The organism is Pseudofrankia coriaricola (assembly GCF_032027725.1).
In the GTDB taxonomy this organism is placed as follows: Bacteria; Actinomycetota; Actinomycetes; order Frankiales; family Frankiaceae; genus Pseudofrankia.
Map to the genome: position 1 here is coordinate 49,471 of NZ_JASNFO010000057.1, position 14,702 is coordinate 64,172.

The 14,702-nt window shown below is 67.6% G+C and carries 10 protein-coding genes; all 10 read right to left on the bottom strand.

The window, feature by feature from the left end; genetic code table 11:
- The 10 genes from QOZ89_RS28470 to rfbF all read right to left on the bottom strand — a co-directional run bounded on the left by QOZ89_RS28470 (position 1) and on the right by rfbF (position 14,309).
- Positions 1–1,242 carry a glycosyltransferase gene (locus tag QOZ89_RS28470; protein ID WP_312626485.1) on the bottom strand — a complete coding sequence of 414 codons (1,242 nt, stop codon included), beginning with the start codon at positions 1,240–1,242 and terminating at the stop codon, positions 1–3.
- Entirely contained in the window at positions 1,239–2,768 is a 1,530-nt protein-coding gene (locus QOZ89_RS28475) for an O-antigen ligase family protein (RefSeq protein WP_312626487.1), read from the bottom strand. The genes QOZ89_RS28470 and QOZ89_RS28475 overlap by 4 nt, the downstream gene beginning before the upstream one ends.
- 56 nt (positions 2,769–2,824) lie before the next feature.
- Positions 2,825–3,613 carry a YveK family protein gene (locus QOZ89_RS28480; RefSeq protein ID WP_131804241.1) on the bottom strand — a complete coding sequence of 263 codons (789 nt, stop codon included), beginning with the start codon at positions 3,611–3,613 and terminating at the stop codon, positions 2,825–2,827.
- Between the two features lie 449 nt (positions 3,614–4,062).
- On the bottom strand, positions 4,063–7,695 hold the full coding sequence (locus QOZ89_RS28485; protein ID WP_071054590.1) for a fibronectin type III domain-containing protein: 3,633 nt from the start codon (positions 7,693–7,695) through the stop codon (positions 4,063–4,065).
- A 442-nt stretch (positions 7,696–8,137) separates the two neighbouring features.
- On the bottom strand, positions 8,138–9,070 hold the full coding sequence (locus QOZ89_RS28490; RefSeq protein WP_071054592.1) for a phytanoyl-CoA dioxygenase family protein: 933 nt from the start codon (positions 9,068–9,070) through the stop codon (positions 8,138–8,140).
- Positions 9,071–9,548: 478 nt separating this feature from the next.
- Entirely contained in the window at positions 9,549–10,022 is a 474-nt protein-coding gene (locus tag QOZ89_RS28495) for an NUDIX domain-containing protein (protein ID WP_071054594.1), read from the bottom strand.
- A gap of 7 nt (positions 10,023–10,029) precedes the next feature.
- Positions 10,030–11,220 carry a class I SAM-dependent methyltransferase gene (locus QOZ89_RS28500; RefSeq protein WP_071054596.1) on the bottom strand — a complete coding sequence of 397 codons (1,191 nt, stop codon included), beginning with the start codon at positions 11,218–11,220 and terminating at the stop codon, positions 10,030–10,032.
- On the bottom strand, positions 11,217–12,449 hold the full coding sequence (locus QOZ89_RS28505) for a class I SAM-dependent methyltransferase (RefSeq protein WP_071054598.1): 1,233 nt from the start codon (positions 12,447–12,449) through the stop codon (positions 11,217–11,219). Before QOZ89_RS28505 ends, QOZ89_RS28500 begins: the two co-directional genes overlap by 4 nt.
- Positions 12,446–13,522, bottom strand: a complete 1,077-nt coding sequence (locus QOZ89_RS28510) for an NAD-dependent epimerase/dehydratase family protein (protein WP_071054599.1) — start codon at positions 13,520–13,522, stop codon at positions 12,446–12,448. The genes QOZ89_RS28505 and QOZ89_RS28510 overlap by 4 nt, the downstream gene beginning before the upstream one ends.
- 4 nt (positions 13,523–13,526) lie before the next feature.
- Positions 13,527–14,309, bottom strand: coding sequence for a glucose-1-phosphate cytidylyltransferase (gene rfbF / locus QOZ89_RS28515; protein WP_071054601.1), 783 nt, complete (start codon positions 14,307–14,309; stop codon positions 13,527–13,529).
- Between the last annotated feature and the right edge of the window lie 393 nt (positions 14,310–14,702).

Genomic DNA, 14,702 nt, shown 5'->3' on the forward strand with positions numbered 1-14,702 from the left:
TCACGTGTCGCTTCCCAGCGCGAAGGTCAGCAGCTCGTCGAACCGTCGAGACCAGGAGTTGTGGGCGATGAAGTCAGCGCGCGCCGACGGCGGGACGGCCGGCTCGTCGATCGCTCGGGCCACCTGGTCGACGAACTGCGCGGCGTCACGGGCGATGCGCACCTCGCGGCCGAGCGCGCGCACGGGCTCCAGGTCAGAAGCCACCACGGGTCGGCCGGCGGCCAGGTACTCGAACAGTTTCAGCGGGCTCATGGCCTCGGTCAGCGGGGACGGCACATGCGGCAGCAGGCAGACGTCGGCCGCCGCGGTCATCGCGACCACGGCAGCTCGCGAGTGCAGGCCGCGGACATGGACGTTGCGGTGCCGCAGCAGCGGGGCAAGGTAGCTGGGATCGGCGCAGTGGCCGACCAGGACCACGCTTCCCTTCGGATTGGCCTCGGCCAGCGCGATCAGCGCGTCGAGATCGAGGCGCTGTCCCAGCGTGCCGGTGTAGAGCAGGATCGGATGGGCAAGCGCGGCGAACCACGGCGGCACCGGGCCGGGTGAGCTCCACTCCGCCGGCTCCACGCCGTTGGGCAGCACCAGTCCCGGACCGCGCGGATCGATGGTTCTGATGATCGCCGGCGTGACGGCGGCGACCGGCAGCGCATGTTCCGAGATCCTGCGGTAGGAGTCCCGGATCGCCTCGTGCCAGCGCGCGTGTGGGGCATAGGACGCGAAGTCGTCCCACCCGTAGTAGATCCGCCTGCGCCAGTGGTCTTGTCGTGCCGCTGCCGCATGGAACGGATGCGTCGCGATCAGGACGGGATCGCGCAGCCCATGGTCGCGGACGGCGCGGGCGACCAGGCCGTCGTAGCGCTGGTACTCCGCCGCCACATCACCCGGCTCGGCCGGGTCCGCCCGCCGTGCCCGCATCGGCGTGAGGTGACTGGTGCCCGCGTCGGCGGGGAACGAGACGCCCGGCGGGCGACCAAGCATTCGCCGTGCCCGGCGGACCAGCGTGCTGCGCCAGGGGTCGACCAGTAGCAGCCGGTTCACCCGGTTCGACGCATAGAGGTGGGCGAACAGCCGGTCGACCGAGAAGGCGAACTCGCGCCGATGAATGTCGGCCCAGGTCTCCCAGGCCAGTGTCAGAACGACGTCGGCCGCGCCGTCGGCCGGCGAACGCCGGGCCGGCCCGCTGACGGACAGCCGACCTGCTGGCCGGCTGTCCGTCAAGGCCTGCCCCAGGGAGCCGGTCATGACCCGTTCACGGCCACCGGCACGCCGCGCGTGTCATCGGCCTCGGCGGGTGATCCGCTCGTTGCCCCCGTCTCCCGGGCGTAGACGCCTCGGTCGGCGGCGGTCAGCCGCCACAGCGCGCCGGCGCAGCCGACGAGCAGGAACAGGGTGAAAGTGACCTGCCGGTAGCCGAAGGTGTCGAACGTGGCGCAACTCGCCACAGCGGCCAGGATCCCGGCGACGATCGCCTGGCCGAGCTGACGGTCCACGGGGTCGACGGCACGCCTGCGCGCGCCGCGGGCGCAGGCGAGACCAACGACGAGCCACAGCACCACGACGGCCAGACCGAGGTAGCCGATCTCAATGATGGTGCCGAGGAACTGGTTGTCGAGGAAGAAATACTGGCCAGGGACGAACGTTCCGAGCCCCCGGCCCAGCACCGGGCGCTGGGCGATCATGTGCCACACCAAGGGGTAGTCCTCGGTGCGGCCCGCGACGCTGGGATCCTCGTTGGCCCACAGGAACAGCGCCTTTATCGTGCCCAACACGCCGGGAACCGCGACGTTGAAGAACGCCGTGAACAGCAGCAACGACGCGCCGAAGTTCAGTCGGCGCCGGTTGTCCCACCCCGCCATCATGACGATGAGAGCGACCGCCAGGCTCAGCACGGCGGACCGCGAGATGCTCAGCGGAAGGCCGATCCCGATCAACGCGACCTGCAGCCAGGCCCACTGACGTGACCGACCGGGCGAGGACGACATCGCGAAGTGCAGTGCGAGCGGCAGCACCATCGCCAGCAGCACGCCGAACTCGATCGGGTGACCGGCGGTACCCGCGACCCGGCGCAGGTTCGACCGCTCGAGGATGGCCGCCGCCGCGGCGTCCTGGTGCAGGCCCGGCGGCACGAAGTACATGCTGAGGTCACGGTCGAACAGGTACTGCACGATCGCGATCGCCGAGACGAAGGTGACTCCGAGCACCAGCCGGCGCAGCAGGACATCCAGCCGCTGTCTGTCGCTGATCCGGTCGGCGGCCAGCAAGGTCACCCCGGCCGCGGCTATCATGATCAGAGTCTGACGCTGTCCGTTGCTCACCTCGAGGGTGGTCAGCACCCTCGTGAAGGCAACCGCGTAGCCCAGCAGCAGGAACCAGATCAGCAGAAGGGTCGCGGCGCGCACCGGACTGCGTGGCGCCGGCCGGCGGTCGGTCAGCGTGGCGACCAGCCACACGCCCAGACAGAACAGGCCGGCGAACATGACCGGCGGGCCCACTCCGAGTGTGTACCGCGCCGAGATGCCGAACACCACCAGCAGCAACAGGGTCAGTGCGGAGACCGAATCCCAGCGGCAGACCATCGCGACCGGCACGATCGCGACGATGAGCAGCAGCGCGGCCGGGCCGAACGGCACGATCAGGCCGGAGACGATCACGGCCAGGAGGTAGATCCCGCCGGGGACCGCCGTTCGCCACCCGATCGGAGGCCGGCCCGTGTGAATGGCCGCCGACGCGGAGATACCGCCGGACGCCGCCTGCGGGTGATCCCCCAAGCCGGCCTCTCGAGGAGCACGACCGCCACGGTGGCCCACGTCGTGAGGGCCGCCCATCAAGCCTTCCTCAGGCCCGAGGTGTCGGCGTACGCCTCCTGGTCGTCCGACCGGGGCGCCGCCGGCGCCGGCCGTACCTGGTCACGGCCGTACGGCTGCAGCCGTACGGTGTCCGGCGAGACGTCGCCGCGGTTCTCGTCGCGCGGGGCAGGAGGCGCGCCGGCCCCCGCGGGCCGGTCGTCCTCCACGTCCCGGCGACGCCGCCAGAGGTCGACCGCCACAGCCCCGCCGATGGATGCGGCCAACCCAAGCACGGCGATGACCAGCAACAGCTTGGAACTGCCGTCTGGCTTGGCCTTGAACACGTTGGGCTGCTGCAGGACCTGCACGCTCAGCCGCTGAGCCTGGGGGCTGCGCGTCTGGAAACTGTCGACGATGTCCTGCAGCTCCTTCAGCACGCGGCCGGTGGTCCGCTCGGTCTCCTGCTGGCTCGATCCGTTCACCGCCACGTTGATGAACGAGGTCCCCGGCTGCACCTTGACCGTGAACTCGCCGTGGTAACCCTCGGCGTAGACCTTGTTGTGGATCTCCTGGCTGTTCGCCACCGCGACGTCGGCGAGCGCCATCACCTTGACCGAGTCACTGAGGTAGGCGAAGGGGTTCACGTTGATCACTGAAGCACCGACGACGCTTTGCTGCGGCCCGATAATAAGCACCGTTGTTGACGTCTGGTAAACAGGGGGAAACGATGCCGTCACAAGGAACAGCGAGATGCAGGTAACGATCACCAAGGGCAACGAAACGTACCAGCGTCGCAGCGTGGCACGGATAATATTGATCAAATCCACCTGGATCCCCCCAGAAGTCTGCTTGCGCCAGTCCAAGGTGTTCTTGGGTGCTCCAGGCCCCGGCCCTGTTTCAACCCGAACGCCGTCGTTGCCCTGGATCTCGACTGCGTGGCCATACTGCCACACACCCACCACGAGGGCGCACAGGGGACTTCGTGACGCGGCCACCCCAAACGAACGTGAATGGTGATCACCGGGTCCGCCGAGGTCGTTATGTTGCCGCTCCGACCTCGCATGGAGTCGGTCGTCCGCTGATGTGCCGACCATGCTGGCCCGGAGTTCGTCCTGGATTCCGATGTCACGGAACACGCCGCGGCCCTGGCTGTCGCATCGCCCTGCGCGGCAGCGGCAGCGGCCACTCGAAAGCCCCGGCCGCCTGACGTTGCAGGTGGTCGGCGGTGGCCCGGTGTCCCGGGCCACCACCGACCGCCAGCTGCTGCTGTCGTGAACTACAGCGGCGTGACGACCACCGTCCCGAACGAGGCATCCGCGTCGTTCGCCAGAAGCAGGACCGACCCGGCGCGGCTCGGCAGCGTGGTCGTCAGATCCCAGGTCGCCGGCTCCGGCTGGCCCACCTGCCAGACCTTGAAGCTGTAAACGCTGTTGCCATTGCCCTGTGGATCTGCACGCAACTTGTAGTTGTAGGTCGTGTCCACGGTGAGGAATCTGCTCGTCGAGGTCACAACCACGGCATTGGTGTCCAGAAGCTCCAGTCTGTTGAGCCGGAACCAGCCGAGCGCGCCGTACGGGTGCAACGTCCTGGGCTGGTTGGTGCCGCTATGGCCCGACCAGCCGACCAGGATTCCGGCGCCACCCGAGGTGGCCGAATGCACCGTGATCGGCACCGTGACCTCGTAGCCGGCCGGCCAGTCCATGCTGCCGACCCCGACCAGCCGGTCGTAACCGGGCTCGGCCGTGCGGATCGTGTCACCGGTGATCTGCCACACGCCGTCGACCACCTGGCCGCGGTCGCTGATCGCGCTGGCGCCAGACCAGCTCACGGTGTACGGGAGCGCGGGCGCGGGACCGTTGACGTTGTTCAGCGTCACGGTGTGCGTCGTCTGGTGGCCGAGTCGGTCGATGAAGGTCAGAACGACCGAGTTCGCCCCGGCGACCAGCTCCGCGCGGTCCGGCTCGGCGACGAAGTCACCCGCCGCCTCCAGCCGCGAGTTGTTGGGCCCGACACTGAGCAGCCGCGGCGCCGAGTTGTTGATCCGATACCAGAGCTGGGCAATGCCGTCGGCGTCGGTGGCCCGGCCGAGCACGCCAGCCCACTGCTGCGGGTATCCGTGGACCCCCACGTTCTGGTTGTCGCCGTAGAACGGCTGGATCTGGCCCGGCTGGCTCGTCGCCGGCGGCGCGCCGCCGTCATCGACAACCGGCGACGCGAGGTTGTTGAAGTAGTCGACGGACGCGACCGCCGCGGCACCCTGGCCGTTTCCGACATATGGGCCCATCTGGGTCACCGGCATCGTGTAGTTGAACGTGGCGTCGGTGGTCCAGCTGGTGCCGTCCACCGAGTGGCGCAGCGTCCATGCGTTGCCCTCGCGGCGGATTCGCAGGAAGACGCTGTCTCCAGCCGTGATGGTCTTGTTCAGCCGGGTCACGGCCGTGCTGCCCGTGACGGTCGCGGCGAAGAGCTGCACCGTCGTGCCGTTCGACGACTCGTCGAAACGCAGGAAGTTCGACGCGTCCTGCTTGACCAGCAGGCCGACCGTCTGCCGGTTCAGCTCCAGCTTCGTCTCGAACTTGGTCTCCACCTCGAAGTCCGTGTCCGGGGCCGGCTGGAGGAGCTGCAGGCCGGTCTTAGCGCTGGTCCACATGTCATGGGTGGTGCGCGACGGGACGTACATCGCCGCGTTGGTGCCCGTCATCGCCAGCTGGCCGTCCCCACCCGGGTTCAGCACCGTCCACAGGTCGGTGTCGAGCGGGCCAGAGAAGTCGTCCGAGGAGACGCCACCGCCCTGGGTCGGGCATGCCGTCGTGGTGAACGTGCCGTCCTGGCTACTGGCCGCCAGCCCGTCTGGGTCCGTCGAGCTGACCTTGAAGTGATAGGTCGTGGCGCACTGCAGACCGGTGGCCTGGACGAGATGCGAGGTGACGTCGGCGGGATCCTGCATGGTCTGGCCGTAGGAGGTGGTGGTGCCGTAGTCGAGCCGGGTGTCCGCCGGTCGGTTGGTGGTCCAGCTCACGTCGGCTGACGTGTTCCCTGGTGTGGCGCTCACACCGCTGATCGTCAGCGGAGACGGCGGCGGCGGCGAACCCCCGCCGGCGACGCGGAAGTAGTCGACGAGCGCCGTCATGGCCGGGTTCGGGCTTGCGTTCCCGACGAACACGCCGATCTTGGACATGTCGGTGACGAACGTGAAGGTCGTCGCCACGTTCCAGGTCGCGTTGTCAGCGGACCACCGCAGCGTCCAGGTGTCGTTCACCCGCCGCAGTCCGAGGTAGATCGGGGCGGTCGCCGGAATGACGGTGCTCATCCGGGTGGTCGGGGTGCCGTTGACGAACGTCGCGCCGAACAGCCGCTGCGCGGTCCCGTCCCAGTAGGTGTCGAACCGCACCAGCCGACCGGCCGGATCCTCGGACACCAGCCCCTGGGACTGGTTCTTGACGGTGACCGCCGAGTCGAACTTGGCCTCGACATCGATGTCCGCGTCCGGGACGTTCTGCGTCAGCCGCGGGGCGCGGTTCGGAGTCCAGAAGTCGTGTGAGACGCCGGCCGGCACCGAGAACCGAAGCCGGTCCTGCGCGACCGAGACCGTGGCGTCGCCAACCGGGTCGGTCAGCGACCACAACGAGGTGTTCAGCGACGTTCCGGAGAACTCGTCGTTGAGCACCGAACTCTGGCAGGCCGGGGTCGTGAACGAGCCAGGCGTGCCAAGCCCCTGATTACCCGCGGTGTCGGTCGAGCTCACCCGGTAGAAGTACTGGGTCGCGCAGACGAGGCCGCTGATCGTCACCGTGTGCGAGGTGACGCTGTTCGGGCCCTGAGCGGTCTGGCCGTACGAGGTCGTGGTGCCGTAGTCGACCCGTGAACTGGATGGCTCGTTGGTCGACCAGGTTACTACCGCGCCGTTCGACGTCGCCTGGGCGTCGATGTTGCTGAGCACCGGGGCCGTGGTGTCCGGTGGTGGGCAGCCGGCGGTCGTGAAGGCGGCGTCGGAGCCGGTGGCCAGGTTGCCGCCGCCGTCGGCGGACCGTACCCGGAAGTGGTACTGCGTCGCACAGGACAGCCCGACCAGCTGGACCTGGTGGGTCACCGCCAGGCTGGAGTCACCGGCGGAGCTGCCATAGCCGGTGGTGGGGCCGAACTCGACGGTCGACGAAGCGGGCTCGTCGGTCGTCCAGGTCACCGTGGCGCCGTCCGACGCCGGCGCGACCGCGATCTGGCTGATCACCGGAGGCGTCGAGTCCGCGGTCACCCGTCGGAAATAGTCCACCCGGGACGTGAAGGCCGGGGTGGGAGTCGCCGCGTTCCCAGCGAAGACGCCTACCGAGCCAAGGGTCATCGAGAACGAGAACGTCGCCGCGACGTTCCAGGACACACCGTCCGCGGACCATCGCGCCGTCCAGGTGTCTCCGACGCGGGTGAGCCGCAGATCTATCGGAGTGGTCGTCGGCACTGCCGCGTTGAGTCTCGCGGTCGGTGTGGTCCCGACGAAACTTGCCGCGAAGATGCGCTGGGTGCTCCCGTCGTAACTCTGGTCGAAGCGCACCGTGCGGTCGCCGCCGACGGCGAGCAGACCCTGCATCTGGGTCTTCGTCGAAACCGCGGAGACGAACCTGGTCTGGATGTCGGTGTCCAGGTTGCCGACCGGCTGCAGAACTCGGGGCCCATTGAGGCCGGAGCTCCACATATCGTGTGTCGTGCCGCCCGGAACCGCGATGGAAAGCGCCCCACCAGACTCGGAGACGGTGGTGTCGCCACGCGGGTCCGTCACCGACCACAGGCTGGTGTCGAGAGCACTGCCGGAGAACTCGTCGGAGACCGGCGGGTTGCCGTCGGCACGGGCGGGCGCTGTCGCGAGCGCTGTGACCGCTACGACCTGCAGGACCACCATCAGGCCAGCGGCGCCCACGCGCCAAGCCATCCGGCCGGGCGCGCGCGCCTTCCGCCGGGTCACACGTCGAGTCTCCATCGATCCCCCTGGTTCTCGCCCCATCCGGACACTGGCCAGCTGAAGGCGCCACGCCCGCGCCGAGCCCTCGTCCGGTGCCGTGCAGATTTTTCAATATAGGGCGTCGGAGTGCGATCGTCCTCAGGCGGATGGGAAACGAGGGACCGTCGTCGACATTGTGTGAATGGGCACCGGATAGAGTTTCTGGACCCGCGGTGTGGCGCCGGGGACTACCGCAGGACGATGGGTCATGGAGGCGTGGCGCCGCAGCAAGAACCGAGAGGCGTCGGGGTCGGCCCGCCACCGGGCCGAGCCCAGCACGGCGGGAGTGACGATGGCACGAAGGTGGTCGTCCAGATCGTCGGGGCGCCGCCGGCTGGGCCAGTCCGGCCGGCCGTGCAGGTCAGGAGCTGGCGGCCGTCACCGGCTCGTAGACCAGCACTGCCCCCTCGGGGATCTCGCCGCTGTCGTACTGGGCGACCAGCTCCGCTGGCATCGGCGAACCGTCACTGCCGCGCCGGAAATCGCGCAGACTCGTGCCCTCGCAGTAGGTGTCGACGTTCGGGGCCGACCTGCCCGCGCGCAGGTCGGCGGCGTTCACGGTCCGAAAGTCGATGCTGAAGCGGGTGCGGCCCGACGTGTTCGGCACCGTCGAATGCATCTGCGCGGCGGAGAACCCGATCATTCCCCCGGCCGGGCAGACGACTCGGATCTGCGGTTCCGGCCGGACCGGTTCGCGCGGCCCCGGCTGCTTGCGGGTGTCCTTGCCGACGTGCTGCGCGGCCTGCGCTCGGCCGGTCGCGTTGTAGACGTAGTAGTTGAACTCCTCCGACCCGTTGCTGATGCCCGTGTCCCAGTAGTGCGGGTGGAAGGCCATCGACGACTCGGACTCGAAGTCGAAGATCGGTAGCCACCAGTTGATCTGGGCGAGCGGCGCCGACCACCACACGTCACGATGCAGCGGGAAGGCGTAGCCGACGCCGGCGGTCAGGTAGCCGTCGCTGGTGGCGCCGCGCAGGCGGGGCACATCGATGTAGGTCTCGTCCAGATCGGCACTCTGCTGATCGACGATGTCGCGCAGCAGGCTCTTGGTCTTCGGATGATGAATGAACTTGGGCTTGACCGGCCCGAAGATCTCGACGAACTTCTCCACCGGGATCTCGTGCTGGGCTTGCTGCGGGTCGAGCGGCGCGAACGCCTCCTCGACGAGCTCACGCGCGAAGTCGGTCAGCGCACGGGTGGCGGCATTCGGAGACGTGACGAAGATGTCGCCCTGGTAGATGTGGCTCCGCCGCCTGTCATCCGGCATCGGGGAATCGGTGAAAACCGTTGTCATGGTCATCCTTGATGTTCATGTGGCGGGTCTCGAGATTTCACCGAAGACCGTGGCCACGAGGGGCCATCAGACTCAGGCGGCCGGTGCCGTCACTGTCGGACGTCGATCGACCGCAGGTCGGAAGCGTCGTGGTATGCCAGAGCAGGCGCTGCAGGAAGAGCACTCCGGCCGCTCGTGGAGTCGTTTTCCCCCTTGGCGTGCATGCTCCGTCGGCACTCAACCAGTTCGCGGCCCAGGCGGCTCGACGATCCGTACCCGCGATGCGGCGCCCGCGCGTGTCCGCCTGGGCCGGCGGCCGGACTCGTACCCTTCTTGCCCGCGACTTTCTAGGATGGCGGACGCTCGACGACCGCGCAACAGCCACCTCTCGCGGAATTCGCTGGTAGTGGCGCACGTCGCCGGTCGCGTCGGGCCGGGCAGGGCCCGTCCAGGCGGAGGAGAACGACGCCGAAAGCCGCCCGCCAGGGCGCGACCGCGATCAGCGCAACACCGGTAGTCCACCCTCGAGGTAGTCGGAGATCCGCTGGCGGGCGCTCTCGTGGAATTCGAGCTGGTCGAGGTCGTCCACCGCGACGAACTCAACCGCGGTGGACTCGTGGCTCACCCTCAGCTCGCCGCCGATGATCGTGCACGCGCAGCACACGCTGAACTCCTGCCGCCGCTCGCCGTCCGCGTAGACCATAACGTGGCCGGGATTGGAGTACACCCCGACCACGCGGTCCACCCGGACCTCGAAACCGGTCTCCTCTCTGACCTCGCGGACCACGCAGTCGACGAACCACTCGCCGATCTGCATGCCGCCACCGGGCAGGCCCCAGCGGCCGTTGTCTCGACGCCGCTCCAGCAGGATCCGGCCCCCCTCGTCGGTGACGATCGCACTGCCTCCGACGACAAGAGAGTTGGCCGCTACCTGGGACCCCACTGGTCTGACCGGATCGAATACATCGCTCATCGGGGACCTAGATGGCCCGAAGATCGGTACTCACACCAAGCTCGGCAAGCGACTCGCCAATCTCGTCGAGGTAGATCGGATTCATCACGATCACAAGTTCCGGCCGGTCCGTGGCGAGCCGGTCCGGCGCCACGATCGCATGCCCGCTGCCCGCCATGAACTTGCCGTGCTTGTAAGGATTGACGTCCACGGCGTAGTCGACGAGGCGAGCTGCCTCGCCCAGCCCCGCGAAGAAGGACACGCCCTTGGAGCCGGAGCCCCAGATCGCCACCCTGCCACCCCGCGCGCGCACCGCGCGGATCTCGTCGGACCAGTTCGCCAGGCTCGTGGCGACCGACAGGTCGAACGACGCCAGCGACGCTCGTAGCCGCTCGACATCGTCCTCGATCTCCAATGGCTCACCCGGTGCCGGAGTCGTCGACGGCTTGGCCTCGATCACCAGGTACTGGTCGTCGTACTCACGGGAGACCTCGAGCACCTCGAACCCGGTCGCGCGGAACAGGCGCGCCAGCGACCCCGCGCTGAAGTACGAGCAGTGTTCGTAGTAGACGTCCCAGTAGGCGGCCTCTTCGAGGATCCGCAGCACGTCAGGAAGCTCGAACAGCACGACGGTGTCCGGCTGGTCGCCAATGGCCTCGCGGATGGAACGCATCCAGTCGCCGACCGGCGAGATGTGCTCCATCGTGTGGCGGCAGACCACCGCGTCCGCCTTGAGGTGGGTGTACTTCGGACCGTAGTAGTCGGCGATCCAGGTGAGCCTGTCGGTCAGCTCCGGGTCGATCCGCTCAGGGTGCACGCCCGGGTCGATGCCGATCCCGGAGCCGGCACCCTGTTCGATCATGTTGACCAGGAACTCGCCCTTGCCACAGCCGAGCTCAAGGACCGACCGGTCGTGCAGGTCATACTTGTCGACCCACCGTTTGGCCAGGTCACGAGCGAACTCTCGAAACAGCGGGGAGAACGCCTGGGTCTCCTCGTAACGAGCGGAGTAGGCGGCGAGCGAGCCGTTGTAGTGGGTGTTGAACACGAATGCACAGGTGTCGCAGAAGACGATCCGCAGGTCGCCCTTGGGGAACGCGAGCGCCTCCACCTCGTCGTCCATCAACAGGCAGCTGTGCGATGCCACACCGTCCTTGGCGTAGAACGGAGTAAGGCTCGACCCGTTGCAGGCCGGGCACCGGTCGATGGGTTTGGTCACGGCACGATCCTCGGGGTCGGGACGGGGAGGATGAACTTCCCACCCCGTCGCAGGTACTCGCCCTGCTGCTTCATGATTTCGTCGGCAAAGTTCCAGGCCAACAGGAGCACGTAGTCGGGCTGCTCGACGAGCAGGGCCGCTGGCTCACGGATAGGCAGGTGCATGCCGGGCATGTACCTGCCTTGCTTGTGCACGTTGCGGTCGACGACGAACTCGACCAGATCGGTCCCGATGCCGACGTAGTTGAGCAGCGTGCTGCCTTTGGCCGCCGCCCCGTAGGCGGCGACCCGCTTCCCGCCGGCCCGTAGCGACCCGAGCAGCGCGCGCAGGTCGGCGCGGATCCGCTCGACCGCCACCCCGAAGTCGGCGTAGTAGTCGAACGTGGTCATGCCGGCGTTCGCCTCGGCGGCCAGGTAGCCGCGCACAGCGTCGCTGACATGCTCGCGCGGGCCGATGTGCCAGCGCAGCGTGCCACCGTGCAGTTCAGGGAAGTACTCGACGTCGTTGAGGAACAACCCGTGCCGACGGACCAGCGTGTCGACCGCCGTGCAGGAGTAGTAGCAGAAGTGCTCGTGATAGACGGTGTCGAACTCGCGATGCTCGACCAGGTCGCGCACGTACGGGTTCTCCACGGTGATCAGCCCGTTCTCCGCGACGAGTATTGCCATCCCGGCGACGAAGTCGTTGAGCTCGGGGACGTGCGCCATCACATTGTTCGCAATGATCACGTCAGCATTCCCGCGCTCGGCGACGATCTGTCTGGCGAGTTCGCTGCCGAAGAACTCGGCGAGTGTCGGCACGCCCACCGCCGCCGCGGCGGCGGCCTGGTCGGGTGCTGGATCGATCCCGAGCACCGGTACTCCGCGCTCGACAAAGTTGCGGAGCAGGTAGCCATCGTTGCTGGCCAGCTCCACGACCAGACTGTCGCCGTCGAGCCCGCGCCGCTCGATCAGTCCGACCGCGTGCTCGCGTGAGTGCCGCAGCAGGTGTTCGGAGAAGGAGGAGAAGTAAAGATAGTTGTCGACGAAGAGCTGCTCCGGCGGCACCTCCTCGAGGATCTGCACCAGCGAACACGCCGAGCAGAAGGCAACATCGAGCGGGAACCGCGCCTCCGGGTCGGCCAGCCCGTCCTCGGTGACCAGCGCGTCAGCCAGTGGGGTTGTGCCGAGCGAGAGGAACGGTTTGAGGCCGGTCTGTCCGCAGGACCGGCAGCCCAGCAGGTCGCTCACGAGGCGTCCGGGCCGTCGGCTCCAGTGCCCGCGGCGTGGGAGCCCGTCAGCGCCGTGAAACGCAGTGAGTCGTTGAGAACGCCCTGCTCGATCAGCTCCTGAATCCGGCGGATCCGCTGGAAGCGCGCGCCGACCAGGTCGTCGTGCGTGAGCGCCTCGGCGAGGAACGTGGTGTACAGCTCCTCGACTCCCTTGCGCACCGTCCACACCGGCTGGAAGGACGGGAAGGTGTCGGCGAACCGGTCACAGTCGACCCGATAGTTACGCTTGTCTGGGCTGGCACCGTCCGCGAAAGTGATTTTGCAGTTCGGGACGACCTCCTCGACGATCTCGGCAACGTCACGGATCCGGTAGTTCTCGCTGGTCCGGCCGATGTTGTACGCCTCCAGGTGGATCTTCTCCCGGGGAGCCTCGCAGACAGCCTGCATCGCGCGCGCGATGTCCTCGATGTGCACCAGCGGCCGCCACGGGGTGCCATCGCTCTTCATGCGCACCTCGCCGGTGGTGATTGCGTACCCGGTCAGGTTGTTCACGACGAGGTCGCCACGCAGCCGGGCCGATACGCCGTACGCGGTCGCGTTGCGCAGGAACACCGGGCTGAAGGCGTCGTCGGCGAGCTCGGCCAGACCCTTCTCAGCCATCACCTTCGACTCGCCGTACGGAGTGACCGGGTAAAAGTCGGCGGTCTCGTCGATCGGCGCGTCGCCATGTGCGCCGTAGAGGCTGCATGACGAGGAGAAGACGAACCTGGAGACCCCGGCCGCCTTCGCGGCCCGCGCCACGCTGATGGTGGCGTGAGCGTTGATGTCGTACGTGGTCTGCGGGTTGAGGTCGCCGAGCGGGTCATTGGAGATCGCCGCGAGGTGAACGACCGCGTCGAAGCCCTCAAGGTGGCTGGGCGTGATGTCACGGATGTCCGCCCGGACCGCGGGGACAGTGGGCGGCTCCGCGCCGATGGTGCAGTCGGCGAACAGGCCACTGTCCAGGCCGGCGACATCATGGCCGGCCTGCAGGAAGAGCGGGACCAGACGGGTGCCGATATAGCCGTCGTGGCCGGTGACGAGGATGCGCATGTTGTCAGGCCCAAACCTTCCACGGAGCGTTGCCGGAGTCCCAGAGCGACTGGAGCAGCCTGCGATCACGGACAGTGTCCATGCACTGCCAGAAGCCGCCGTGCCGGTAGGCCATCAGCTGACCGTCCTTGGCCAGCTCCTCCAACGGCTCCTTCTCGAACTGGGTGAGGTCGCCTTCGATGTAGTCGAAGATTCCGGGCTCGAGGACGAAGAAGGCACCGTTGATCCAGCCTTCGCCAGTCTGCGGCTTCTCCGAGAACTCCGTGATCCGGCTGTCGTCGTCGATCTCGAGGTGGCCGAACCGGGCGGGCGGGCGCACCGCCGTCAGGGTCGCCAGCTTGCCGTGCGCGCGGTGGAAGTCGAGCAGCGCGTGGAGGTCGATGTCGGACACACCATCGCCCCAGGTGAGCATGAATGTGCCCTCGGTGCCGATCCACCGCTGGAGCCGCTTGATGCGGCCGCCGGTGTTCGTATCCTGGCCGGTCTCGACCAGGCTGATGCTCCAGTCCTCGCGGTGGCCGTCGGCCTCGTGTTGGTACACGGTCCCGTCTCGGAGCGACACGGTCAGGTCGCTGGCGAGCGACGCGTAGTCCACGAGCCATCGCTTGATGTATTCGCCACGGTATCCGAGCGCGACGGCGAAATCGGTGAGACCGAAGTGCGCATAGTACTTCATGATGTGCCACATGATCGGCTGATTACCGATCTCCACCATCGGCTTGGGTTTGATGGTGGTCTCCTCGGCGAGCCTGCTGCCAAGTCCTCCGGCCAGGATTCCGATTTTCATGTCCCCCCTCACGACCCGGCGCTACCGAGGCACCGGGAGTACGACCACACAGCACGATCGCACGCCCGGTGGCTCGACAGACCGAATATGACTGAAAACCTTGGTGAATCTGTCAGACGTCATCTCGAAACATCGCCGTGACCTATACCGCGACGGTGTCGGAAGTAAGATCACGACTACTCCGGTCGGCCGGGCCCGACGCGCCATGGTGGCCAGCCGACGAGGGTGACATGGACAAGGTGGTCATGTGCCGGAGGCGGGCGGCCACGACACGATCCCGTTCGAACATTGGCACGATCCCCTATGTGTCTCAAGTAAGGGTCGAACAGCTATGGCGTAGATCACGTGGGCCGCGGCACGGGACTGCCTTCGGGCCGCTACCAGCCCTTTCGG

What these genes read in the sequence shown, in the direction of transcription:
- QOZ89_RS28470 (WP_312626485.1), bottom strand. Translation starts at nt 1,242, where the DNA reads ATGACCGGCTCCCTGGGGCAGGCCTTGACGGACAGCCGGCCAGCAGGT.
- QOZ89_RS28490 (WP_071054592.1), bottom strand. Translation starts at nt 9,070, where the DNA reads ATGACAACGGTTTTCACCGATTCCCCGATGCCGGATGACAGGCGGCGG.
- QOZ89_RS28495 (WP_071054594.1), bottom strand. Translation starts at nt 10,022, where the DNA reads ATGAGCGATGTATTCGATCCGGTCAGACCAGTGGGGTCCCAGGTAGCG.
- QOZ89_RS28510 (WP_071054599.1), bottom strand. Translation starts at nt 13,522, where the DNA reads ATGCGCATCCTCGTCACCGGCCACGACGGCTATATCGGCACCCGTCTG.
- rfbF (WP_071054601.1), bottom strand. Translation starts at nt 14,309, where the DNA reads ATGAAAATCGGAATCCTGGCCGGAGGACTTGGCAGCAGGCTCGCCGAG.